Below are 24,580 nucleotides of genomic sequence, written 5' to 3' on the forward strand. Positions count from 1 at the left end.
TGAACAACCAGGCCATGAACAGGATCGCACGCCGGCGAATAGCCCAACTGCTGCAGAGCAGCCCCTCGGAGACCATCCAGGAAGTTCCCGGCTGGGTCCGCACCAAACGGGACTCCAAGAACGTCTGTTTCCTCGAACTCAACGATGGAAGCTCTCTCCAGGGCCTTCAGGCGATCATAGACAAGAGCGCCACCGATCTTCAGAACACCCTGGATCGCCTCCAGACGGGGGCTTCCGTGATTGCCCGGGGAACTCTGGTGGCATCTCCCGGAAAAGGTCAGTCCGTCGAACTGTCCTGCACGGAGCTGGACCTCCTGGGCGAGGCGCCGGCCGAGAGCTACCCCCTCCAGAAGAAACGCCACTCCTTCGAGTTTCTCCGGGAAATTGCCCACCTCCGGGGCCGCACCAATACTTTTGGGGCAGTCATGCGTGTGCGCAACCGCCTCAGCATCGCCGTGCACCAGTTCTTTCAGGAACGGGAGTTTCTGTATCTCAATACTCCCATCATCACTGCCAGCGACGCCGAGGGAGCGGGAGCCCTTTTCCAGGTAACAACCCTGGATGTGAACAACCCGCCGCGCCGGGAGGATGGCTCTCTGGACTACAGCGAGGACTTTTTCGGGAAACCGGCCTATCTCACCGTGAGCGGCCAGCTCAACGCCGAGGCCTACGCCACGGCCCTGGACCGGGTCTATACCTTTGGACCGACCTTTCGGGCAGAGAACTCCAACACCACGCGCCACCTGGCAGAGTTCTGGATGATCGAACCGGAGATGGCTTTCTGCGATCTTGAGGGTAATATGAGCCTGGCCGAGGATTTTGTCCGGTTTCTCCTGAAGGATATACTGGATCGGTGCCCTGAAGACATGGCCTTCTTTGACAAACGAATCGAGCCGGGCATCGTGGAAAGCCTCCGCACAGTTGCCGAGAGCGATTTCCGGAGAATGACCTACACCGAGGCGATCGACGTCCTTGAAAAGAGCGGCCGTTCCTTCTCTTTCTCGCCACACTGGGGGATCGACCTTCAAACGGAGCACGAGAAGTTTCTCACCGAGGACTACGCCCAGGGGCCGGTGATCGTCACTGACTACCCCCGGGAGATCAAGGCCTTCTACATGAAGCAGAACCCTGACGGGAAGACCGTCCGCGCCATGGATGTGCTGGTTCCCCGCCTGGGAGAAATCATCGGAGGAAGCCAGCGCGAAGAGGGGCTTGAACCATTGGAGAAGGCGATCCGCCGTTGCGGCCTCGAGACCGAATCCTATCAGTGGTATCTGGATCTGCGGCGCTTTGGAACGGTGCCCCACGCCGGGTTCGGCCTGGGTTTTGAGCGCCTCGTGCGGTATGTCACGGGAATGCAGAACATCCGCGATGTAATTCCCTTTCCCCGGGCCGTGGGAAGCGCCGAGTTTTAGCCAGTTCCAGGCGGCCCCAGGGCCGCCTGGAATGGTTCTAGCCCTGCCGGACCCACTCCCGCACGCAGGCTACCAGCTCGCGACCTCGCGTGGCGATCAAATCCAGATCGTCTTCTTTTGGAGCACCCAGAAACTCCAGGGGCTCAAGGAAGTCCCAGTTCATCTTGTAGCGCGTCATAATCTCGTCCAGCTCTTTCTGGGCGCCACCGGACCAGCCGTAACTTCCAAACCGGAAGGCCTTCCGGTTCAGGGCTTTCTTTCGGCCTAACTCATCCAGGACCACCGCCATGGGGGCAAACATCTTGTACTCGTAGGTTGGCATGGCCAGAACTACACCGCTGGAACTCCAGACATCGCGGAGGATCTCGGAATAGTGGCTCTGGGGAACCTGGTGCTCGTGAACCGTAACTCCCTCGGCCTCAATCGCTTCAACTATTCTCCGCACTCCCCGCTCGGTATTCCCGTACATGGAGCCCCAGATCACGGTGATCTCTTCCTTGGCAGGCCCCTTGCTATAGGAGGCATATCGCTTGTAGTCGTCGATTATTTTCTGGGGGTTGCTGCGCCAGACGATCCCGTGTCCGGGAGCAATGATCTTGACCGGCAGTTTTTCCGTCTTGGCGATCGCCTTCTGGGTTGGCCCCGAAAAGGGCCCGACAATGTTCGCATAATATCGGCTGGCCTGGCGCTCGAAAAAATCAATCTCCTCCTGCGAAAGTTGATCGTCGTAGGGGGAATCGGTGATCGCGCCAAAGGAACCGAAGGCATCACAGGGGAAGAGTGTTCCCGTCTTGGTATCGAAGGTGGCCATCGTCTCGGGCCAATGGACATTCGGGATCTCTTCGAAGGCGAGAACATGACCGTTTCCCAGATCCAGGGTGTCACCGGACTTGACCACCATTACCTCGTTGTCAATCTCGAAAAAAGCCTTCAGGAGCGCCTGGGCCTTCGCAGTGGTCACAATCTTGAAATCGGGACGGATTTTCTTGAAATCCTCAAGCCATCCCGAATGATCAGGCTCCATATGGTTGATAACCACATAATCGATATCGTTATAATCTATCCCCATTTGGGCAAACTGATCAAAGAGCACCTGCGGGGTGCCGTCCCAGTTGCACACTCCATCGATGATAGCGACCTTCTCGCCCTTTACAATGTAGGAGTTCATGGAGACACCCTCGGGAATCGGCCACATCCCCTCGAAGAGGATGTCCGTGACATTGGCCGAGAGGCGCCAGGTATTTTCGGTAACGTGCGTAGTCTTCATTGGTTAATTTGCTCCGTCCTTGTAGCGTTGTGGAGGATAAGGTACTACCAGAGCAGGCTGGTCATCAAGAAAGCGGGATATCTTTTTCCGCAGCCCCCCTCGGCCTGGGGGGGGTTGCAAGAAACCGGTCCAGGGCATCGGCAAAAGCCTTTTGCTCGCGCTTTCCGAAGGTCACCGCCCTGGTCATGGTCTCAAGCCCCTGGGCACGGATCGCTGCCCGGGCATCGCGCAGGGAACGAAGCTCCCGAATCGAATCCCGCTCAAAGAGCCGCCCCCGGTCGTTCATTACCGGGATACCCAACTCGACCAGACGCTCTGCCAGAGGGATATCCCGCGTAACCACCAGGACAATCCCCCGGGCAGCGACAGTTTCCCGCAAAAGGTAGTCATCGACGTCCTCCTCCTGGATGACCAGCATCTCCAGGAGATCCCCTCCGGTCTTTCCGAGAGGAAGCGCACGGTTGGCGCAGAAACGGACGGGGATGCCCCTCCTCCCGGGAATCCGCTGAAGGATCTCCCGAACCGGCACGGGGCAGGAATCGCCGTCAACCCAGATCTCTACCCCGACAGCAATGGAGTCAGGGTGTTCATGATCGTTCATCACCGGACACCCCGGATACAGAACCCTCAGCTCCGACACGAACCGTGGCGGGCGTGAAAGAAAGCGTTCCTGGAAGAGCCGCGATATACGCCGAGGCAACTCCAGGACCGGAAACGTCCCACTTCTCCGCAGCGTGATCAAGAAAAACCGACTCTCCCGATTCCAGAAGAAGACCATCACAAACAACAGGCCCCTCTGTGGCAAGAAGGATCGCCGGCCCTTCCCGCTTTTCTATCCGGCCCTCCCGGGGCACGCGAACCAGCTCGAACTCCCGGGCTGGTGTAACGTAGACCCGAAGGCCCTGCTGATTGCATCCCGAGGACGGATGGGGCAAAAAACTCTCGAAAGAGAGAATCCGGGCCAGCTCCCGGCAATCCACGTGTTTCTCGGTGCACCCCGAACGCAAGACGTTGTCAGAGTTTGCCATGATCTCCACTCCAGCACCGCGCAGATACGCATGAAGCACCCGAGACCCCAGGAAGACAGCCTCACCGGGTTGGAGATGAAAAAGATTCAGATAAAGCGGCGCGAACGCCCCGGGATCTCCGGGATACTGGCCCAGAAGTTCCCGGACCCACCAGTAGCGGTCCCGGGTTTCGTTGCGCCCCTCCAGGCAGGAACTCAGGGTCCGAACCAAGTCGTCCCGGAAGGAACGGTCGAGACCGCACTCAAGGAGCGCTAGAAAAAGCTTTTCCCAGGTCTCCTCCCGGGGATCCTCAAGAAACGGCTCCAGCGCCTCGTCCAGCAGGGGGTGGTTCAGGCGCGCCAGCGAAGAAGAGAGAACCAGAAACTCCCGGCGCAACTCCTCCAGAGGCCGAAAGCCGCACAACCCCCAGAACTCCGTGAGCGCACAGATGAGTTCCGGCTTGTGGTTCTGGTCTCGATAGGTTCGGAGCGGAGCGTCCCGGGGAACTCCCTGTGCCTCTTCCCGGGCAAATCCCTCCCGAGCCTGCTCCCGATCAGGATGAGCCTGAATGGAGAGCCCCTTGCCCGCAGTCAGAACTTTCAGCAGAAAGGGCAGACCCGGCATATCCTCGCCGGGAGCCTGCAACTCCAGGGACCGGGGCCCCAGCAAAGCGGGAGATTCCGCAAGAAACGAGGCCAGGGAGACCGTCTCTCCCCGGGGGGTTACAATCTGACTTGCCCCGTTCGGGTGCGAGCCCATCCATAATTCCGCCTCGGGGCGCCCCCCCGGGGATCGCCCCTGGATCTTTGCCAGCAAATCAGGGCTTCCCCAAGCATACTGTTTCACCTGATTGATCATTTTATAGTGTGCCACACAGCGATGCTACCGGCCTCTTCAGGTCCGGTCAAGGGTCTTCTCCAGGGCCAAGCTTCACCGTAAGCCAGCCCTGCGCCGTTGCCTCCAGAAGGCCTCACCGGATAGAATAGGGCCGTTATGAAACAATCACAGCTGCAAAAAATTCGGTATACCTACGAACCCAAGCTTCCCCCGGCCATCCGGGGAGATATCGCATCGATCTCCCTTTCCCTGGGAGAACCCACCCAGGCCCTCAGCGATCAGGAGGCCCTGAAAAAAACATTTGCCCACACCTACGGCAAACCCATCGCCACCATGCAGGCCAGCGGCAACAATCCCCAGGCATCGGTGCAGCGCACCGTGGGCGTCATCCTCTCGGGAGGACAGGCCCCAGGCGGTCACAACGTCATTTCGGGCATCTTCGACGCCCTGAAGAAAGCAAACCCCCAAAACAAGCTCCTGGGGTTTCTGGGAGGACCCTCGGGCCTTGTGGAAGACCAGAAAATCGAGATCACCGCTGAATACATGAATGATTTCCGCAACACTGGAGGATTCGATATAATCGGCAGCGGTCGCACCAAGATCGAGACCCCGGAACAGTTCGCCGCAGCCCGAAAAACCTGCCAGACCAACAAGATCGATGCCCTGGTCGTAATCGGCGGTGACGACAGCAACACCAACGCAGCCCTTCTGGCCGAGTATTTTGTTGCCCAGGGAGATCCCGTACAGGTTATCGGCGTACCCAAGACGATCGACGGTGACCTGAAAAACGAATATATCGAGGCATCCTTTGGCTTTGACACCGCCGTGAAGACCTATTCAGAGCTCATCGGCAACATCCAGCGCGACGCCAACAGTGCAAAAAAATACTGGCACTTTATCAAGCTCATGGGTCGCTCGGCCAGCCACATCGCCCTGGAGTGCGCCCTCCAGACCCGGCCCACGGCCTGCATCATCTCTGAAGAGGTGGCCGAAAAGAAACAAACCCTCCAGCAGATCGTCTCCTCCCTGGCAGAAATCGTGGCAAAGCGCGCCGAAGGAGGTGAAAACTTTGGCGTCGTCCTGATTCCCGAAGGCCTGATCGAGTTCATTCCCGAGATGGGGCGCCTGATTTCCGAAGTGAACGATCTCCTGGCTATTCACAGCACGGAGTTCTCCGGAATATCCGGACCCGACGAACAAGCCCGCTGGCTTTCCGGAAAGCTGAGCACCGAGAGCGCACCGGTTTTCACCTCTCTGCCCCGGGATATCCAGCACCAGCTCCTGATGGATCGCGATCCCCACGGAAACGTTCAGGTCTCCCGAATCGAGACGGAGAAGCTCCTGATCCAAATGGTGAGCGAAGAACTCAACGAACGAGCCCGGACAGGGTCCTACCAGGGCATATTCAACGCGCTGAACCATTTCTTTGGCTACGAGGGTCGTTGCGCCTTCCCCAGCAATTTTGACGCCGACTACACCTACTCCCTGGGATACAGCGCGTTTGTGCTGATCGCCAACGGTCTCACGGGCTATCTCTCCAGCGTCCGGAAGATCGCTCAACCTGCCAGTGAGTGGGTTGCAGGCGGCATCCCCCTGACAATGATGATGAACATGGAGCAACGCCACGGCGAGAAGAAACCGGTTATCAAGAAAGCTCTGGTAGAACTGGAAGGGGCTCCCTTTACCTATTTCGCCCGCCATCGGGACGAATGGGCAACCCGAACATCCTTCGTCTATCCTGGCGCCATCCAGTACTACGGACCCGACGAGATCTGTAACCAGCCCACGATCACCCTGCGGCTTGAACAGGGCCTGGAGGCCTGACCGGCAGAACCGCTGCGTCCTTCCCGGACGTAGCAAAATTAAGCCCCGGGCACAAGGACCCGGGGCTTTTTATCCTGCCGATACCGGCCTCCCCTACTCCTCGGGAGAGCCCTTGAGAACCGAAAGAAACGCCGACTGGGGCAGCTCCACGTTCCCCACAGTCTTCATTCGCTTCTTGCCTTCCTTCTGTTTTTCCAGAAGCTTTCGCTTCCGGCTGATATCACCACCGTAGCATTTGGCGGTCACATCCTTTCTCAGAGCCGGGATCGTCTCCCGGGCAATAACAGTTCCCCCGATTGCCCCCTGGATGGGCACCTTGAACTGATGCCGGGGAATCTCCTGTCGCAACTGCTTGCAGGCAGCCCGGGCGCGGCGCTCGGCGTTTCCCCGATAGACCAGCATGGAGAGGGCATCCACGGGCTTGCCATTCACCAGAATATCCAGTCGCGCGAGCTGGACCGGCCTGCGATCGATGAGCTCGTAGTCAAATGACGCATAGCCTCGCGAAAGAGATTTCAGGTTATCATAGAAATCAAAGAGAACCTCCGCCAGCGGCATCTCGAAGACGAGTTCGACCCGGGAGGTATCGAGATAGATCATATCTTTCTGAATGCCCCGGCGGTCGTTGCAGAGGCTCAGCATCGGCCCCAGATAGGTATCGGGAGTAATGATCGAGGCCCGGATAAAAGGCTCCATGGCAAGCTTGATCGTCCCCGGATCCGGATAATCCATGGGACTGTCCACCAGAAGCCTGGTCCCGTCGTTCAGTTCGATCTCGTATTCAACCGACGGAGCCGTCAGGACCAGGTTCAGATCAAACTCCCGCTCGAGTCGCTCCTGGATGACCTCGAGATGGAGCATTCCCAGAAAGCCGCAGCGGAATCCGAATCCCAGGGCTGCGGAATTATCCTTCTCGAAGACCAGCGAGGCATCGTTGAGGCGAAGTTTATCCATGGCCTGAACAAGCCCCTGGTACTCGTTCGTGTCAACAGGGTAAATGGAAGAGAACACCACAGGCTTCACTTCCCGAAAACCGGGAAGCGCAGTCTTGCACCGCGCGTCGGGACGCGTCACGGTATCACCCACCCGAACATCACGGATGGTCTTGATTCCGGCAATAAGATACCCCACATCACCAGCCGAGAGTTGCCCCGTTTTCTCCAGGGCGATCTTGAAACGGCCGATCTCCTCCACCTCGTACTGGAGTCCACTGGACCACATCTCAATGGTATCGCCCGGTTTCAGCGTGCCGTCAAAGACGCGCAGGTGAACGATAACCCCGCGATAGGGATCGTAATGGCTGTCAAAGACCAGGGCCTGAAGCGGTTTCTCGGGTTCTCCGGCGGGAGCGGGAATATGCTCTACAATGGCCCGCAGCAGGTCCTCCACACCCTGGCCGGTCTTTCCACTCACCAGGACGGCCTCGTCGGGATCAAGACCCAAATCATGGTTGATCTGATGGAGGCAGTTATCGATATCGGCGGCCGGCAAATCGATCTTGTTGATCACCGGTATAATATGAAGGTCGTGATCGAAGGCAAGATAGAGGTTGCTCAAGGTCTGGGCCTCCACGCCCTGTGCCGCATCGATAAGCAACACAGCGCCTTCGCAGGAAGAGATAGCCCGGGAGACCTCGTAGGAAAAATCTACGTGACCCGGTGTATCAACCAGATTAAGGAGGTATAACCCGTCCTCGAACTCCACGGGAAGAGTGACAGCCTGGCTTTTGATCGTGATTCCCCGTTCACGCTCAATGTCCATGGAGTCCAGGAGCTGATCACGGAAATCCCGCTCTTCCACAATTTTGGAGCGCTGGATAAAACGATCAGCCAGGGTAGATTTGCCATGATCAATGTGTGCAATAATGCAAAAATTACGGACGTTCCTTTGGTTCATCAAGATGCAGTTGTACTACGCTGCACGGGAGGATTGCAAGCGCACCGAAGCAACACCCCCAGGGACACGGAACGCCCGGGTATCAGAGGATCCTGGAGACCCCGCGCTGTCCCGCGCGGCGAGGAGATCAGAGAGCGAAGCCGAGCTGGGCCATCGTTGCAAAGAGCTTTTGTTGCTCGATGGGCTTCACCAGATACGCATCGGCCTCGCCATGGTAGTAGGCATCCACCACGTTTCGGGGATCACCCAGGGCGGTGGTCATGATGACCGAGACCCGGTCCTTATGGTGGACGCCGATTGATTCCTCGAACTTCCGGATTTCCTGAAGTGCCTCATGACCGTCCATATTCGGCATCATGATATCCAGCAAGATCAGCTCATAGGGGGTTTTCTCCTCCCAGGCAAGCTGGAACGCCTGGACCGCTTCGTCCCCGTCGACAACCACATCGACATACACCTCGGGCATCCCCTGGAACAGAGCCTGAAGGAACCTCCGGCTGCCAAAATCATCTTCCACTATCAGAATCCGCATGGGCTCTCTCCTTGCACATAGTCTGTATCCATACACTTAACCGATACCATGAATTGCCTCTGTTATCACCGATCGGGCACCCCGGATATTTCCTCTCCGAAGAAGCAGATAGACCCGGAAAAAAACTTCGGAGTTACCCAACCCCGGCGTGCTTTTACCCTCCAGGGCATGACGCTGCCTTTTTGCGTAGGCAGCCGCTTCGGAGACCTTCTCCTGATCAAGAAGATCCAGCAGCCGCTTGAAGGGCTCGGGAACGGGGGGCGCCTCTGGCAGTTCTTCCTGATTTTTCCCGGAACCTCCCGGGTTCGGATCGGCCCAGGAAGAATCCTCGCACCCCCGGGAAAGGACCGAGATGATAGATCGGGCCGTTACAGGCTCGGCCACGTAACAGAGTGAATCCCCGTGCCCCGAGAGGCTTCTACGTTCACGGGCAGGGCCGATAACTATTACCCGCTCCGCTACACCACCCCATTTCCCGGAATCTCCCCTGTCTGCGGGGTCATCTCCTTCTCCGGCTCCTTCTCCGGAAACCCGGCCGGAGGCGCATGTCCTGTATTCATCAAACCCCAAGAGGAGCACTCCTCCAGGGGGAAGATCTTCCTCCCTTGCCACCACTGCTCCGCCATAGCGGGTGATCCAGGGGGTAATAACCCTGCTGATGAGATGGTCCGACACAGCCACGGTGATCCCTGAGAAATCAGGCATCAGTTCGGGATCATCCTCAAGACAAGTCGGGAGAGTCAGAGAGCAGCACGCCCGAGTTCCTCCGTTTTCCCGGGACTGAAGCGTAATATCCCCCCCCATGGCGTGGGCAAAGCGCCGGGCGATAGCCAGCCCGAGGCCGGTCCCTCCGGCAGTGCGGGTGCGGGAGTCTTCCAGCTGCAGGAAGGCCTCGAAGGCTGATTCACGGTGCTCATCGGGGATTCCCACGCCAGTATCCTCGACCTGCAGTTCAACACGCGCCTGTCCGGCCGGGATATCATCGGAGGATCCCCTGGAGACGGAGAGAGACACTATGACCTCTCCCGAGGGGGTAAATTTTATCGCGTTCGAGAGAAGATTGTTCAGTATCTGCCGAATCCGCTGAGGATCGCCCTGAACCTCACCTGGTATCGGGGCAGCCTCCACCAGGGCAAGCCGTATCCCCCGCGCCATAGCTTCGGGAGCATGGGCCTGGACCGTGGATTGAACCAGTTCGGTGAGGGAAAAGGGATCCTGCAATAACCTCCCGAATCCCGCCTCGTAGGTAGAGAAATCAAGAATATCCGTCACCAGGCGGATCATCGTCTCGGCAGAGCTATGGGTAATTCGAAGATACTCCTGAAACGATGGATCATCGGGCGAATCACGCATGAGACGGGTCATACCCAGAATCGCGTTCAGGGGAGTGCGAAACTCGTGACTCATCCTCGCCATGAACTCGCTCTTTGCCCGGGCAGCGCTCTCGGCGGCATCGCGGGAAGCGATCAGTTTCTGCTGGTACTCCAGGGGCTTGGTCACATCCCGGAAGACGATGACCCAGGCCCCTCCGCTCAGACCGCAGTCTTCCACGGGAATCCTCGATAGCTGTGCAGGAAAGGAGGTGCCATTTTTCCTGCGAAGCCTGACAACCCGTCCGGGCATTTCGTCCAGGATATCCGGGGTTTCCTGAACAACAAGAACGTCCGGAAGACTTTCTCCCAGGGCATCCTCCCGCTTCCACCCCAGAAGTTTCTCTGCAGCGGCGTTGATGAGGATTACCGTTTCATTTGAGGAGGTAGTGAGAACGCCATCGTCGATCGTGTTCATGGTGGCGTCGAGAATCGCCCGCTGAATGCGCAGGTTCTGCTCGGCGTAATGCTTGAAAAGGGCCATCTCGATAGAGATTACCAGCTCGCGCTCCTGAAAGGGCTTCAGCAGATACCCGTAGGCCTGGGCCTCCTTGGCCCGCGCCAGATTCTGTCGATCAGAAAAGGCTGTAAGAAATATCGAGGGAATCCCGAAGCGCTCGCGAATTCTCTCAGCCACCATGATTCCGTCAAGTTCCCCCACGATCTGGATATCCATCAGGGCCAAATCAGGGGATTCACTCTGGGCCAGAGCGAGAGCTGTATCGCCATCCCTGGCAATACCTACCACCCGGAATCCCAGCGATTCCAGGCGAGTCTGGATATCGAGTGCAACAATCCGCTCGTCTTCAACGATGAGAATCGATGCTACCACTGCGCCCCACCCGTTCAAGAACGTTTCGAACGATCTCGTTTAATCCAACGATCTGGTCAACAGCACCACGTTTTACCGCCTCCTGGGGCATCCCGTAGACGATGCAGCTTTTCTCATCCTGGGCGATCGTCCAGGCCCCGACATCGTGCATCTCCTTCATTCCCCGGGCTCCATCGTCTCCCATGCCTGTCATGATCACACCGATTGCGTTTTGACCGGCACTCTGGGCAGCGGACCGAAAGAGGACATCCACCGAGGGGCGATGGCGACTCACCAGCGGGCCCTCCCGAACTTCCACATAATAACGGGCTCCGCTGCGCCGAATCAGGAGATGCTTGTTGCCAGGAGCGATGAGAGCACGGCCCGTGAGAATCGTGTCATTATGCTCGGCTTCCTTCACAGTAATCTCGCAGAGCGAATCCAGGCGGGTTGCAAAGGCGGCGGTGAACTTCTCCGGCATATGCTGAACAATAACGATCCCCGGAGCGTTCAGAGGCATCTCTTCCAGGAAAACCCGCAACGCTTCGGTTCCTCCCGTGGAAGCTCCGACACAGACGATCTTTTCCGTTGTATCGGGGATTCTCTTTCCAGTGGGGGGCGGCAGGATGGCGTCGGCGGTTTGCTTGGGCTGAAGGCCTTCCTCCCGGCGAGAGCGACTGCCAGGGGGTATATCCTGTTTCCGTGGCGGCGCAGGAGCCTCCCGGGATTCCACTGAACCCGAAGGGGCCGAGCCGTGAAGCGAGGGGATTGAGAACCGCGCTGCGTAGGCAGCCCGGACAGCGTCATAAACCCGGACCCGGGACTCTTCCAAAAAGGTCTTGGTACCAACCTTGGGTTTTTCCACAATTTCCAGAGCGCCGTATTCCAGCGCCGTCAGGGCATTCACGGAACCGGATTCTGCCATGGAGGAGCAGATCACCACCGGCATGGGGTGCTGACGCATGAGATGGCGGAGAAAACTCAAACCGTCCATGCGGGGCATCTCGATGTCCAGGGTTATGACATCGGGAGCACAGGAGGCCATTTTCTTGGCTGCTATGTAGGGATCAGGAGCGATTCCAACCACTTCGAAATCGCTGTTCTGCTCAAAGATCTGGGTAAGGGTTTGCCGGACCACAGCAGAATCATCAATGATCATTACTTTTATTTTTCCTGCCATTATCTCGCTCCTCCTATTCTGTTGATCCTTCAAGACGGCGATACACAGTAGGGGCCACCGATTCAAAGGGGAGGTTGCTGCTTGCCATGCTTTCGGAGTGACCAAGAAAGAGATACCCCCCGGGCACCAGGTAATCGCAGAGACGCCGCAAGAGCGCCTCCTGGCGATGCCGATCAAAATAAATAATCACATTTCTGCAGAATATTACGTGAAACAGATCACGCATGGGGTATTTTTCCTGCATCAGGTTAAGACGCTTGAAGAGGACGTTCTGACGAACCTCGGGGCGCAGGCGAACGAGGTCGGCAGCGCGATCGCGGCTCCGCAGAAAATAGCGTTTCCGCAGAACCTGCGAAACTGGCTGTATCCGTCCGGCCGGGTAAACGGCTTTTTCTGCGACATGCAGAACCGCCGTAGAGATATCGGTACCCAGAATGCGGTAGGAAAAAGCAGGGTTCACCCGACGGAACTCCTCGAAAGTCACGGCCAGGCTGTAGGCTTCTTCCCCCGTTGAAGACGCCGCAGACCAGGCCAAAAAGGGTTTCTCCATTCCCCACCCCTGTGATGCCTGGCGGGGCAGAAGGGAGTCTCTCAAGTAATCAAAATGCTCGGGTTCCCGGAAGAAATCGGTCTTGTTGGTGGTCACCACGTCGATCATGTGCACGATCTCACCGTCGTCGCAGGAAAAGACGTGTTCTACATATTCATCGAAGGAAGCCATGGAAAGCGCCCGCAACCGTTTTCGCAGGCGCCCCTCCAGCATGACCCGTTTCACCGGAGGCATCTTGATTCCCACCTCACCCTCGATAAAGGCACTCAGGCGCTGGAACTGCTTGTCACTCAGCGAGGCTTCCGGCATGACTTATCTGACCTGTGAGGCGCTGAATATCCAGAATTAAAGCGACGGTACCATCACCCAGGATGGTCGCGCCGCTTACGGCTTCGATGGAACGATACATTTGTCCAAGATTTTTTATCACCGTCTGATGTTCTCCCACAACTTGATCTACAATAAATCCAACCCGGCCAATTCCCGTCATGACCACCACAGCCTGCTCGATAGCAGGCCGCTCACCGGAGACACTAAAGATCCGGCGCAGATTCACCAAAGGAAGTAGTTCTCCCCTGTTATGTATCGTGTCTTTCTCGCGGGAGTCATGTCGTTGATACTCGACACACTCCTCAACATTTGCCAGAGGCACCACAAAGCGCTCGGAGCCGATCCTGACCAGCAACCCGTCGATGATAGCCAGGGTAAGGGGGATTGTCATCACCAGCGCCGTTCCCTGAGCGGGCCGAGGGTCAAAACTGACCGTTCCACCAATGGCGTCCATCTCGCGGCGGACCACATCCATCCCGACGCCTCTTCCTGAAACGGTGGTTACCTCCCGGGCCGTTGAAAATCCCGGCTGGAAGACCAGATCGTAGACTTCCTGGTCTTCCAGGGAGATGCCCGGCGATACCAGCCCCTTATCAATAGCGATTGAGAGGATTCGCTCCCGGTCGAGTCCATGGCCGTCATCTTCCACGCGGATTTCAACGGAGGCTCCCACGTGGCGGGCCCGGAGAGCAACCTTTCCGCAGGAGGGCTTCCCCGCAGCCTTGCGAACCGCAGGGGGCTCTATGCCGTGGTCAATACTGTTTCGAATCACATGGACCAAAGGGTCCTGAAGCCGCTCAAGGACCGACTTATCCAGCGCGGTCTCCCCTCCCGATGTAATCAGCTCGACATCCTTGCCGAGGTCTCGCGAAAGATCCCGAACCAATCGTCTGAACCGGCTGAAGATACTCGCCACAGGGAGCATCCTGATGCTCATGGTGTGATCCCTGAGAGACGCGATAAGACGCTCAAAGGTTTCGGCAACCGTCTCGAGAGCAGCCTGGTCAACCTGGTCCTCCTGGGCAACCTGGGAGAGACGGGCCTGCAGGGTTACCAGCTCCCCCACCAGATCAACAAGATCATCCAGCTTTTCAGACTGGACGCGAATGCTGGAGGTTCCTTCCCCACTAACACCTTTCTCCCGGGTCTTGCGGGCGTGTTCCTGCTCCCGAAGAGCAGAATTGATCTCATCGGAATCAACCCCCTGCTCGAGCAGGACCTGGCCAAGTTTTTTCTGTCCCTCCAGGGCCTCCTTCACCACCTCGGCAGCAACAACCCCTCGATCGACCAGTATCTGCCCTAAACGCTTGTACTGCCCGCTGTCATCGGAGAGATCGATCGAATCGAACTTGCTAATCGAGAGAGTGCTGGAATCCTCCACAAAGAGAAAAACTTCCCGGATTGACCCTTCAGTGGCTGCGGTGGTTAAAAAAATATCCCATGAGACAAGGCAGTCCAGGGCTTCAACCGCCTCGAGACTGGTAATTTTTCCGGTATGAGCCACGACGGTACAGGACCCAAGCCCCTGGAGTTCTTCCAGGAGAAGCAAAGGATTGGTGCCGTTTCTCATGATTTCCCGGTGGGGAGAAAAGCGGATAAACCACGTCTCGGGAGGGGCTGACTCGGAGGGTTCCCTGGATGACGTCTCCTTCAGGGAAGAGCCGGGGGAAGATGGCACCGGAGAGGAGGTGTCTTCTCCGAACTCCGGGTCAGATTCAGTCTCCTTCGAGGAAACCCCGTCCCCGCCGGCGTCCTCCCCGCGCTCCGGAATCTGCTCCCGGGATATGGAAACAATTGAAGCCAGCATATCCTGGAGCTCCCGAGAGCGCACCGATCCTGAGGGATCATCAGGCTCATCCAGCATGAACAGAATATGGTCCCGGCAATGGAGAGTCGCATCTACCAAGTCCTCCGTTACCGGGACAATACCGTCACGCACCTCCTGCAAACTGGACTCCACATGGTGTGCAAAGGCCGAGATTTTATCGAACCCGAACATCCCGGCCGATCCTTTGATGGTATGCATCACCCGGAATACCGCAGCGATGTTCTCGGAATCCTGCGGATTCTGTTCCAGCTCCAGCAGGGACTGCTCCAGACCGTTCAGAAGCTCCCGCGCTTCGGTACGAAAACTTTCCTGAAAACCGTCAATCATGGAGGTTCCCCGTTTTTGCAAAACCCGAGAGCGTCTGATCAAGCTGACGCCCTTCACGGACCATTTCTGCAATGAACCCGCCCTGATACAGCCGCCGGGCGACCTGGTCGGGTACCGCTCCCGTGATATGCAACTCTTTCCCCTGAGCTTCGGCGTACCGGCGTGCTCCGTAGAGGAGCTGTATGCCGGCTAGATCTATTTCATCGGCCTGACTGAGACTTATTAACACCATGGGCACCGTCTCAAAGGCCTGCCGGATCTCTTCGGCCCTGGCTTCGACGGTCGTCAGGGTAACAGCCCCAACCAGATTTACCACTTTGACATTCGAACTCATCCCGTCCTCGCTTACCGCAGACATCCCAAGGAAATTCTGCTCGAAATATCGCGCCACCGGAAACACCAACCCCAGGTGACCGGCAACACGCACCATCAGTAGTATAAGACAGAACGGCGATACTTTGCCTTCCCGAGGGGAAAAAACTCCCGAAAGAGGCCAGACAAATTTAATTAGAGGAAAGAATCGGTCTCGAGAAAAGACCCGAGCTGAAGACCACTCTCAAGGAAACCGGCTTTTCGCTTTTTGATCACGATCTGAATGAAAGCGGCCCGAAGATCGGTATCAACGCGCCAGTTGCGCAACGAGAAGGGGTCGTTTGGTGAGAGGCTGGACTCATCGGCCGATGTTCCGGGAAAAACCTCGGTTATTACATAGTCGGGTCCCCAGGGAGGACTGGATATCTCCTCCACGTTCATACCGAAGAGAACAGGAAACAGGGCCTCAATAGGCTGCCTCTTTAGAGCCTCCTCAACGGGGCTGAAAGGACGGGAGTCCAGGGCGATCACCCGGGATATTTCTTCCCTTCGGTTTTCCCTGGACCATCGGGTGTGTAAAAGATCCCCGGGACGTCGCTCCAGGATAATGTCCTGCGCCGAGGAGAGAGTCTTCACAGGACGACCCTGGATCGAACGCAGGATTTCCCCCTCCCGAACACCGGCCCGGTGGGCGGGAGACCCCGGAGCAACGTAGACGACCCGGAGCCCTTCCCGACCGGCATGAACGGCAAAGCCAAGCCAGGGGTGAACCACCTCTCCTCCCAGGAAAAGGCGAGGAAAAAAATGCCGCACCCAGTAGGAAGGAATAGCAAAGTTGACCCCTTCGAACTGCGGTATTCCTGCAAAGACGATTCCCGCTACCTGTCCATCGGGCAATATGAGGGGCCCACCGCTGTTTCCGGGGTTCACAGGAGCATCGATCTGGACAGCCTCCCCCATCTGGAAGAACCGCCGACCTTCAGCAGAGACAATTCCTGCTGTTATGGTGCTGTCGAGCCCCCCGGGGGATCCCAAAGCAAGGACTCTTTCCCCGGGAGTAAGACGTCGCGTATCGCTGAGAGAGAAGACATAGGGTGCATCCAGCTCCACCTTCAGGAGAGCCAGATCAAAGACGCGATCATACCCGATCACCCTTGCAGGAATCCGCTCATTGGGACGGCCGGCAAGTTTCACGTAGAGCCGGGAAAACCCGTTGTAGGTAGGATCAACCTCGCTGTAGATGACATGGTAATTTGTCAGCAAATACCCCCGGGGATCGATGAAAAACCCGCTTCCGATTCCGCGATCGGGGACTCCTACGCCCTGGGAGATCCTCATCCCCCGGTTTACCCAAACCGTAACGGTCCCGGCGAGCATTTCCGGCGGCGTTCGGGAAGAGACCGCAATGAGCGGCGGCAGATCATCACCCTCGTCACGTTCCTTCAGAGCTTTCAGAATCCGCTCTGCCGCTTCATCGTTATTAAAGGTCCGGGCAATTTCCAGAAAACGCAGTGCTTCGTCCTGACCAAGATCATCCAGGGTAGAGCGACGAAGCAGGAGATAGAGCGCCAGGACAGGCTCTTCACGATCCAGCTCCTGCCCGGCCCAACGGAGAAGCAAATCGTCCCGGGAGAGAGAATCTTCCTGAAGGAGCTCCGGTGGCGCCTTGGTCCCTACGTTGAGGGGGTCTTCCTGAAGGACGGCCAGGTTCCAGCGAGCCTGAAGCGCCAGGCTGTAATCCTCATCAGCCAGAGCCTGCCGGTACTCCTCATGCCACTGCCCAAAAACGCCCTGAAGAGTTTCCCGAACCCACTCCGGTTCCAGCAACTCCCGGTGCAGGCCGTAGGTAAGGCGGTCGATAGCGGCACCCACCTTTCCTTCCTCCAGGTGTTGCTCTACCCGTTGCACCACAAGGTCTCTTCTGTCCAGGGGGGGGCCAAACTGATCGGGACCGGAGGAGACGCATCCCGCCAGCGCACAGGCCGCCAGCACCATAGATATCACCAGAAACGAAGACTTTCGTTGATTGCTTCTCATCGTATCACTCCCAATTCCCGCAACTGCTCCGTCGCCTCCCGAGCCTGATGACTATTGAGGGTTCGGGCATCGTCGGACCCGAGCTGACGAAGAAAGCGGTCATCTCTGGGGGTCAAGGTAACACGCCCGGCCAGACCATTCCAGAGGGAGAAGGGCTCTCCTCCGACCCGGGAAGGAAGGTCCGTGACGAAACCATCCGTCTCTTCCAGGCGCAACCCGATGTCATGAGGCACAGGCCGTGCCGGAATCCAGAGAACACTTCGGGACGGGCACACCCGCTCGGCAGGGGGAACCTCACTCCACCGTGATCCCTGGCCCTCTTCCTCACGGTCCAGATGGTAACGAACCACCCTGGATACCAAAGGATAGCGGGAATAGTACACCCCAAGGACGCTCTCAGGCTGCTCCTGTTTTGCGCCGTCCACCCGGTCCTGATCCTGGTTGTAGCTCTGGCGGAAGAAGAAAACCAGGTTGCCTTCAGCCCCCCCGGAGAAAAGGAGAACCTCGTCAAAAAGACCATCGCCGGTTCTGTCCCGTTTCCAGGCGGCAAGGCTCCGGTCCTCAAAATGATACTCTTCAAGCCCGAGGCGAGGCGTATCATGAAGAAAAAGCCTGACCGTCTGATCTCCCGAGATCTGATCCCAAACAGGTCCAAAGAGCCCCCCCGGGGGAAAGGGTCCATCCTTCCACGATCGCTCCTGAGGATCGTTTCGGCGAAGGGTTTGTGAGGCAGCTTCCCAGAGACGCTTGTCCCCCTCGTGAAGCGCCTGCTCGACCAGAGAGCGTGTTTCCCGGGAAAGGGCAAAGTCTTCCCCAGGCACCCCGGGAACGTCTAAAAGAAAGGGCACAGCGAAGAGAGGATCCTCTCCACCCAGGTAATAATACCAGCGAGTCAGATGGTGCCGGGTCCGCCCCGCCTGACCGGAGAGGGTGTGGGGAAAATGAGACAGGACAGCGCCTATGGCCCGGGCTAGATCAAGTTGCTCCTGGATATCTCCTGGAGGCTCAGCCAGGGCTGCTTCGAGCCATTCGAGCTGCCCCAAGCTCACCCGGCGCGAACGCTCGAAATCCATGGTTGCCAGGGCCCGGTCCCGGGGAAAACGGGAGCGGAACCGCTGCATCAAGGCCGAAAAGACCCAGAAGGGCTCTGTTTCGAGAAGGGCCTTCAGGAAGAGGTAATCCAGCGCATCTAATTCCTCCGGACCGGGATGTTGGGGCATCTCCGAATCAGCGGAACGGGCCATTTTCAGAGCCACCGCGAGCGCTCCCTCGCCCGGCTCGTTTCGGCTGTCATGAAAATCCTCCAGGAGTTGCCGGGCCTGGGCAGGGCGATTGGTCTCTATCAAAAGCTGTGCCAGCTCCGCCACAATCAACTCCAGGGAAGTCTCCCGAAGAGAAAGGTCCCTTGATTTTTGCAACAGGCGCTCCCGCAGGGAGGAGTGCAACCGGTCTTGGGGAAGCATCCGGGCCAGGAGAAAGAGGGGATCACCCGTTTCGGGATCCACTCCGTAGGCCCGGCGCAGAAGAAACTGCGCCGTCTCCCGATCACCCGCTTCAAAAACCGCCCGAGCCTCTTCCAGAAGATCCCGGGAAATCCCTCCCTCGAAGGAGAGGGGCGCTGAGAAGACCTGGAGGGACACTCCTCCAAAGAGAAGGAGCAGAACCGCACAAACAAGAAATCTACTCGGAGCGATCCTGCCCGGAATCGGCATCTCCTTCGGTGTCTGAATCCTGGGAATTTTTCTCGGTTTCACCGGAACCTCCCTGATCATCCTCTTCCCCCTGGTCTGACCCAGGGCTGTTTCCGGGATGATTCTCCTCTTCCGCATGAGGATCAGCCTCTTGAGGACCTTCCTCACGAGACTCAGTCTGTGGCGTTTCTGTGGCGGGACTCGCGAGAGGATCATTGTGGTTCGTAACCAGCGGGAACCCGAAGAGCTCCCGTATCTCGTTATCCGACAAGGTTTCTTTCTCGACGAGGGTTGCCGCCAGGAGTTCCAGCTTATCCTGATGCTCCTGAAGAATTTCTTCGGCTTCCCGGAAGCAATCCTCAAGGATCTTCCGGACCTCGCTATCAATCGCATTGGCGGTGCTTTCGGAGTAATCCTTGTGGGTAGCTATCTGCTTTCCAAGAAAGATAGGCTCGTCTTCCTGACCAAAAGAGACCGGCCCCAGGCTACTCATCCCCCACTCCGTCACCATGCGACGGGCCATGTCAGTGGCTTGCTTGAGATCGTTTTGAACTCCCGTGGTGGTGTCCTGATAAAAAAGGCGTTCCGCGATGTATCCGCCAAAAGAGATCTTTATCCGGTCCCGCAAATATCCCGATCCTTTGCTGTAGCTGTCCTGTTCGGGCAGGGAGAAGGCCACCCCAAGGGCTCGGCCCCGGGGAATCACCGTCACCTTATGAAGAGGATCAGCATGTTCCAGGTAATAATGAAGGAGGGCGTGCCCCGCCTCGTGGCGTGCTGTCTTGAGTTTTTCCTCATCGTTGATGATTCTCGACTTTCGGGCAACTCCCATGAGCAACTTGTCGCGAGCTTCCTCAAAATCCTCAGCCTCCACCAGGTCTTTGTTCTTGCGAGCTGCGTAGAGAGCCGCCTCGTTCACCAGGTTTGCCAGATCAGCGCCACTGGATCCTGGCGTTGCCCGGGCGAAGCGATTGAGGTTCACCGAGGTATCAAGCTTGATCTTTGCACAATGAACAGCCAGGATCGCCTCCCGCTCCTGAACATCGGGCATATCCACCGTCACCTGTCGATCAAAACGACCGGGCCGAAGGATAGCGGGATCGAGAACATCGGGCCTGTTTGTCGCCGCCAGGACAATAACACCTGCCTTGGTATCAAAGCCGTCCATCTCTACCAACATCTGGTTGAGGGTCTGTTCCCGCTCATCGTGGCCCCCGCCGTAACCGGCCCCACGCGTTCGGCCGACCGCGTCAAGCTCGTCGATGAAAATGATGCAGGGGGCGCTCTTTCTCCCCTGTTCAAAAAGATCCCGCACCCGGCTGGCTCCCACACCCACGAACATTTCCACAAAATCGGAGCCACTCATATGGAAAAAAGAGACACCAGCCTCACCGGCACAGGCCTTGGCGAGAAGGGTTTTACCCGTTCCGGGCATCCCTACCAGGAGCACTCCCTTGGGAATCTTTGCCCCGATACGGGTAAATTTGTCGGGGCTTTTGAGGAACTCGACAATTTCCTGAAGCTCGTACTTTGCCTCGCTTTGCCCCGCCACATCGGAGAAGGTTATCTTGATACCCTCTTCCAGATACCGTTTGGCCTTGCTTTTACCAAAAGAGAACGCCCGGTTTCCGCTTCCCTGAAGCTGGCGAAACATGAACCAGATAAAAAAGAACCCTATCATCCAGGGGAACAGTTCTGCCAGCATCTGAAAGGGAGAGACCGGACGAGGTGCTCCGGAAAACCGGACCCCCTGCTCCTGGAGGATTCGTATGAGGTCGTCATCAAAATAGGGGATGTTCGTTGTAAAGGAACGGCTCTCCCCATCCCTGGTGCGAAGCGTCCCCTGGATCTCGGTCTGATCTACAATGCGAACCGTTTCAACCTGCCCCTCCTTCAGATATCCCATGAACTGGGAGTAGGGGATTTCCTGCCCCACCGTCTGGGTATTGGAGAAGAGCATCATCAAGAACATACCCAGAAGAGCGACCAGAAAAACCAGAGCGAACCGATTATTCCTGAAATTAAAGTTGAAGTTGTTGTTATCGCGGTTATTATCGTTGTTGTTTTTCATGGTTTTTTTGCCGCCACGATTATCTGATCCCCCGTTGCCCTTCTGGTCGTCCAGAGGATCCTTGTCATTCCCGTTCTGCATAGTCTTCAGCTTCCTCATAAGCAACCTCCAGAGTAACAAACCCCGAAGGCCGCGCGTGTATGTCGTGAGTATACTGTACCCCATCACGGATACAAAGGGGTGAAGTCTGACCCAAGAGAGCTACAACCCCGCGTTGATCTTCCACCACCGGTGCGCACGCCCGAACCAGAGGCGAAACCCCTGATGATTCCAGAATACGGGCAACCTCACGCTGCTTCCCCCTCTGGAAGACCCGCTCCCCCTTCCGCCGGGAGCGCAAAACCACCGGAGGGATCACCGGCCCCAGATGCCACCCGCCCCTTCGGGCAGGAGCCTCCTCGACAGCATGCACCGTAGAGCGCCCCTCACAGACTAGGCGAATCCGGAGCTCAGTGTCGACCACCCAAAGGTAACCAATCGAGACGGGACGGACAACCGCCCGACGAATCTGAAGACGTCCATCGCGAAAAAACGCCCTGAGTCCCCCTGCAACAACCGACAGATCTTCCCCGGCCAACCCCCGAAAGGGACGAAAGGAGACCCGATTCCCCGGAGCAAGGCGGTATACCGCCTCCCGGAGCACCAGTTCCCGCGCCGCCCGGGGAAGGGAGCGAAAGAGACCTGCATCAAGCGACCAGCCCTGCTGACCAAACTCCCCCCAGGCCTCGGGGGGAATCAGGGCCCGCAGCCCCTCCCTCAGAAGATCCAGCTCCTGAAGAAAGGAAGCGGTCCGGAGGGCGACATCGGAGGGAGAAAAAATATCCTCCAGCACAGGCACAGCCCGAAGGCGCACCCTGTTTCGCAGATGAAGGAGATCATCGTTTGTTGGATCGTGAAACCAGGGGAGCCCCGACTGCCGGACGTAATCCTTCAGTTCCTGGCGACGGCACCCCAAAAGGGGGCGAACCACCCTGAACCGGACGAGCGCTCCTTCATCGTCCCCTGTCAGCCAGCGATCCCGGGGTATGCCCAGAAGCCCCAGGGGAGACCTCCCCGAGAAAACCTTCATCACGAAGGTCTCCAGCTGGTCCTGAAGGTGGTGAGCCGTGAGCAATACAGGATCGGCGCCGGTCTCCCGGGCTGTCTCTTGAAGAATTTCCAGAAGCAGGCGATAACGTTCCTCACGGGCCACTTCTTCCAGACTTCGCCCTTCCCTGGCTGCCCGAGCCGTAATCATGCCGGGGGAAACACCTCTCCGCATAACCGGAGCAGCGAGAATTTCACCAAGGCAGTCAACGCATCGACACTCTTCCTGCCGGGAAGAGGCCTCGCGAAGGCCATGATCAATGTGGGCAATCACCAGGGGCTGGCGCACGGCAACAGCCCGGGTCAGGGCCACGCTGTCGATTCCACCGGAGCAGGCCACAACAAGCGGCGCATCCCGGTTCACCTTCAGCTCCAGAAGGTTCCGTGCCACCAGGATCTCTACAGGATGGGTCGGTGAAGAAGCGGAGCTCACCGGGGGAGACCCTGAAGAAGGGCTTCATCCTCCGGGGGGGGGCGGCGCAGATCGTTGACAGCGGAAATTTGCTGATCCAGGGAAAGCCCTTCGGTTCCCGTAAACAGGGGAAGGATTCGCTCAAAGGCTGCCTCAACCCGAAGACGCTCCTGAGGGTTGAAGGAACCCAACACGTGCTCTACCGTATCTGCGCCGGCGCCAGGCCTGCCGATTCCCACATACAGACGAGGGTAGTCATCGCTCCCCAGAACGGCGTGGATCGATTTTAGCCCGTTGTGCCCCGCAGGGCTTCCCTTGCGCTTCATGCGAACTTCCCCCACGGGAAGATCCATGTTGTCCACAACAACGCACACTTGAGCTGGCGAAACCTGAAACCGGGAGAGAAGATACGGAAACACCCGGCCACTCCGGTTCATGTACGTCCGGGGCTTCACAAGGACCACGGCAGAGGATCGGGCTATATGAAAGGGGCGAAACCAGGGCCTCCGCCAGGGGAGGCCCATAGAATCCGCAAGGCGGTCAACAAAATCAAACCCGACGTTGTGCCGGGTTTGATCGTAGTCCGGCCCGGGATTTCCCAGACCGACAAGAATCAGCGGTGCAGCCAAAGAGGCCTTACTCTGCCGAAACTTCGCCCGCGCCTTCGTCATCACCCTCTTCGGCCTCAACCTCGGCCCGGGGCATAACGATGGAAGCAATGGTCTGCTCGGGAGCGGTAAGAATCCGAACTCCTTCGGAGAGGACAATATCACTCACATGAATCGACTCATCTCTGCCAAGACCACTGACATCGATCACGATGTGCTCCGGGATATCCTTGGGAAGACACTCGATCTCCACCTGGTGAAGGTTATGATCCAGGATACCACCCTCGCGAACACCAGCCGGAGAACCGGTCAGTTCGATCGCCACATGGGTGCGCAACTTCTTGCCCTTCTCCACCTCGTAGAAATCGAGATGGACTATGTTGCCCGTGGTAATGTCCTCGTCGTATTCCTTGATGAGAACATCCCGATGGCTGGAGCCAACCTCAAGAGTCACGATAGTGCTCTCCGAAACGGTGTTGAAGGTCTTGAAAAAATCGCGACTGCTCACCGAAAAATGAACCGGTTCGGTGTGACCATAGACGACAGCCGGGATGCGCCCATCGCGCCGCAATTTCCGGGCCCCGCCTTTTCCGGTTTCTGTCCGCGGCTCGCCGCGAAGAATTGTCTGTGCCATGCTGAAAACTCCTTGAAACAATGAACGGTCTTCCTGGGGCGGCAGGAATCGAACCTGCGCATGCCGGGATCAAAACCCGGTGCCTTACCGCTTGGCGACGCCCCACCGTCTCTCAACCGAGGCGAAACCCTACCCCGGGAAGGGGCATCTGGTCAAGAGTAAGCCAGCCAAGCGCTGGAAGCAAGGGAGTGCGCTACTCCTCGGAAAAAGCGGCGTCATCATCCCCGTTGGAGGAAGGAGGCCCGTCTTCCAGGGATGCCTTGTAGGCTCGGAGGATCTCGTTTTGCAGGGTCGTCCGGAAATCGGAATTGATCGGATGAGCCACATCCTTGTACTCACCGGCGTTGGTTCTGCGGCTTGGCATCGCGATGAAGACCCCTCCCCTCCCGTGAATTACTTTAATGTTGTGAACCACGAAACAATCGCTAAAGGTCACCGTTACGTACGCCTTGAGCTTTCCCTCTCCGCCTACACGACGCACACGAATATCAGTTATCTCCATTGTTAGGCTCCTGCGCGAACCGATTCATATCCTTCCAGTATACAAGCCCCTCG

General features: G+C 57.6%; 19 protein-coding genes and 1 tRNA gene. 2 read left to right on the forward strand and 18 right to left on the reverse strand.

Annotated elements, in window-relative coordinates:
• Positions 1-14 precede the first annotated feature (14 nt).
• Positions 15-1,415, forward strand: coding sequence for an asparagine--tRNA ligase (gene asnS / locus BW950_RS05240; RefSeq protein WP_076488291.1), 1,401 nt, complete (start codon positions 15-17; stop codon positions 1,413-1,415).
• 37 nt (positions 1,416-1,452) lie between these two features.
• Here the strand turns inward: asnS and BW950_RS05245 are convergent, their stop codons facing one another.
• The 3 genes from BW950_RS05245 to manA all read right to left on the reverse strand — a co-directional run bounded on the left by BW950_RS05245 (position 1,453) and on the right by manA (position 4,562).
• The gene (locus tag BW950_RS05245; protein WP_076488240.1) at positions 1,453-2,682 is read right to left on the reverse strand and encodes an FprA family A-type flavoprotein; all 1,230 of its coding nucleotides are present in this window, start codon (positions 2,680-2,682) and stop codon (positions 1,453-1,455) included.
• A gap of 64 nt (positions 2,683-2,746) precedes the next feature.
• Positions 2,747-3,283 carry a DUF188 domain-containing protein gene (locus BW950_RS05250; RefSeq protein ID WP_076488241.1) on the reverse strand — a complete coding sequence of 179 codons (537 nt, stop codon included), beginning with the start codon at positions 3,281-3,283 and terminating at the stop codon, positions 2,747-2,749.
• On the reverse strand, positions 3,270-4,562 hold the full coding sequence (gene manA / locus BW950_RS05255; RefSeq protein ID WP_143559127.1) for a mannose-6-phosphate isomerase, class I: 1,293 nt from the start codon (positions 4,560-4,562) through the stop codon (positions 3,270-3,272). The genes BW950_RS05250 and manA overlap by 14 nt, the downstream gene beginning before the upstream one ends.
• A 120-nt stretch (positions 4,563-4,682) precedes the next feature.
• Between manA and BW950_RS05260 the strand changes: the two genes are divergently transcribed.
• Positions 4,683-6,350, forward strand: coding sequence for a diphosphate--fructose-6-phosphate 1-phosphotransferase (locus BW950_RS05260; protein WP_076488243.1), 1,668 nt, complete (start codon positions 4,683-4,685; stop codon positions 6,348-6,350).
• Between the two features lie 93 nt (positions 6,351-6,443).
• Here the strand turns inward: BW950_RS05260 and lepA are convergent, their stop codons facing one another.
• The 15 genes from lepA to spoVG all read right to left on the reverse strand — a co-directional run bounded on the left by lepA (position 6,444) and on the right by spoVG (position 24,527).
• Positions 6,444-8,246, reverse strand: coding sequence for a translation elongation factor 4 (gene lepA, locus BW950_RS05265; RefSeq protein WP_076488244.1), 1,803 nt, complete (start codon positions 8,244-8,246; stop codon positions 6,444-6,446).
• 127 nt (positions 8,247-8,373) lie between these two features.
• On the reverse strand, positions 8,374-8,778 hold the full coding sequence (locus BW950_RS05270) for a response regulator (protein WP_076488245.1): 405 nt from the start codon (positions 8,776-8,778) through the stop codon (positions 8,374-8,376).
• Between the two features lie 36 nt (positions 8,779-8,814).
• A complete protein-coding gene (locus BW950_RS05275) occupies positions 8,815-10,980 on the reverse strand; it encodes an ATP-binding response regulator (protein WP_076488246.1) in 2,166 nt (721 codons plus the stop codon).
• Positions 10,955-12,139, reverse strand: coding sequence for a protein-glutamate methylesterase/protein-glutamine glutaminase (locus BW950_RS05280; protein ID WP_076488247.1), 1,185 nt, complete (start codon positions 12,137-12,139; stop codon positions 10,955-10,957). The genes BW950_RS05275 and BW950_RS05280 overlap by 26 nt, the downstream gene beginning before the upstream one ends.
• A 13-nt stretch (positions 12,140-12,152) precedes the next feature.
• Complete coding sequence (locus tag BW950_RS05285) at positions 12,153-12,998, reverse strand: CheR family methyltransferase (RefSeq protein WP_076488248.1); 846 nt, start codon at positions 12,996-12,998, stop codon at positions 12,153-12,155.
• On the reverse strand, positions 12,976-15,174 hold the full coding sequence (locus BW950_RS05290; protein WP_200796792.1) for a chemotaxis protein CheA: 2,199 nt from the start codon (positions 15,172-15,174) through the stop codon (positions 12,976-12,978). Before BW950_RS05290 ends, BW950_RS05285 begins: the two co-directional genes overlap by 23 nt.
• The gene (locus tag BW950_RS05295; protein WP_159438726.1) at positions 15,167-15,508 is read right to left on the reverse strand and encodes an STAS domain-containing protein; all 342 of its coding nucleotides are present in this window, start codon (positions 15,506-15,508) and stop codon (positions 15,167-15,169) included. Before BW950_RS05295 ends, BW950_RS05290 begins: the two co-directional genes overlap by 8 nt.
• A gap of 173 nt (positions 15,509-15,681) precedes the next feature.
• Positions 15,682-17,523 (reverse strand): S1C family serine protease, encoded by a 1,842-nt coding sequence (locus tag BW950_RS05300; protein ID WP_076488250.1) that lies wholly within the window; start codon positions 17,521-17,523, stop codon positions 15,682-15,684.
• Entirely contained in the window at positions 17,520-19,277 is a 1,758-nt protein-coding gene (locus BW950_RS05305; protein WP_143559128.1) for a hypothetical protein, read from the reverse strand. The genes BW950_RS05300 and BW950_RS05305 overlap by 4 nt, the downstream gene beginning before the upstream one ends.
• Entirely contained in the window at positions 19,204-21,285 is a 2,082-nt protein-coding gene (gene ftsH, locus BW950_RS05310; protein WP_083943758.1) for an ATP-dependent zinc metalloprotease FtsH, read from the reverse strand. The genes BW950_RS05305 and ftsH overlap by 74 nt, the downstream gene beginning before the upstream one ends.
• A 64-nt stretch (positions 21,286-21,349) precedes the next feature.
• A complete protein-coding gene (gene tilS / locus BW950_RS05315; protein ID WP_159438727.1) occupies positions 21,350-22,762 on the reverse strand; it encodes a tRNA lysidine(34) synthetase TilS in 1,413 nt (470 codons plus the stop codon).
• Positions 22,763-22,800: 38 nt separating this feature from the next.
• Positions 22,801-23,412: an aminoacyl-tRNA hydrolase gene (pth, locus tag BW950_RS05320; RefSeq protein WP_159438728.1), complete on the reverse strand. Its 612-nt coding sequence runs from the start codon at positions 23,410-23,412 to the stop codon at positions 22,801-22,803.
• A 7-nt stretch (positions 23,413-23,419) separates the two neighbouring features.
• Positions 23,420-24,025, reverse strand: a complete 606-nt coding sequence (locus BW950_RS05325) for a 50S ribosomal protein L25 (RefSeq protein WP_076488255.1) — start codon at positions 24,023-24,025, stop codon at positions 23,420-23,422.
• A 33-nt stretch (positions 24,026-24,058) separates the two neighbouring features.
• Positions 24,059-24,130, reverse strand: a tRNA-Gln gene (locus BW950_RS05330).
• 88 nt (positions 24,131-24,218) lie between these two features.
• Positions 24,219-24,527, reverse strand: coding sequence for a septation regulator SpoVG (gene spoVG, locus BW950_RS05335; protein WP_076488256.1), 309 nt, complete (start codon positions 24,525-24,527; stop codon positions 24,219-24,221).
• Positions 24,528-24,580: the final 53 nt, after the last annotated feature.

The organism is Alkalispirochaeta americana (assembly GCF_900156105.1).
GTDB classification, from domain to species: domain Bacteria; phylum Spirochaetota; class Spirochaetia; order DSM-27196; family Alkalispirochaetaceae; genus Alkalispirochaeta; species Alkalispirochaeta americana.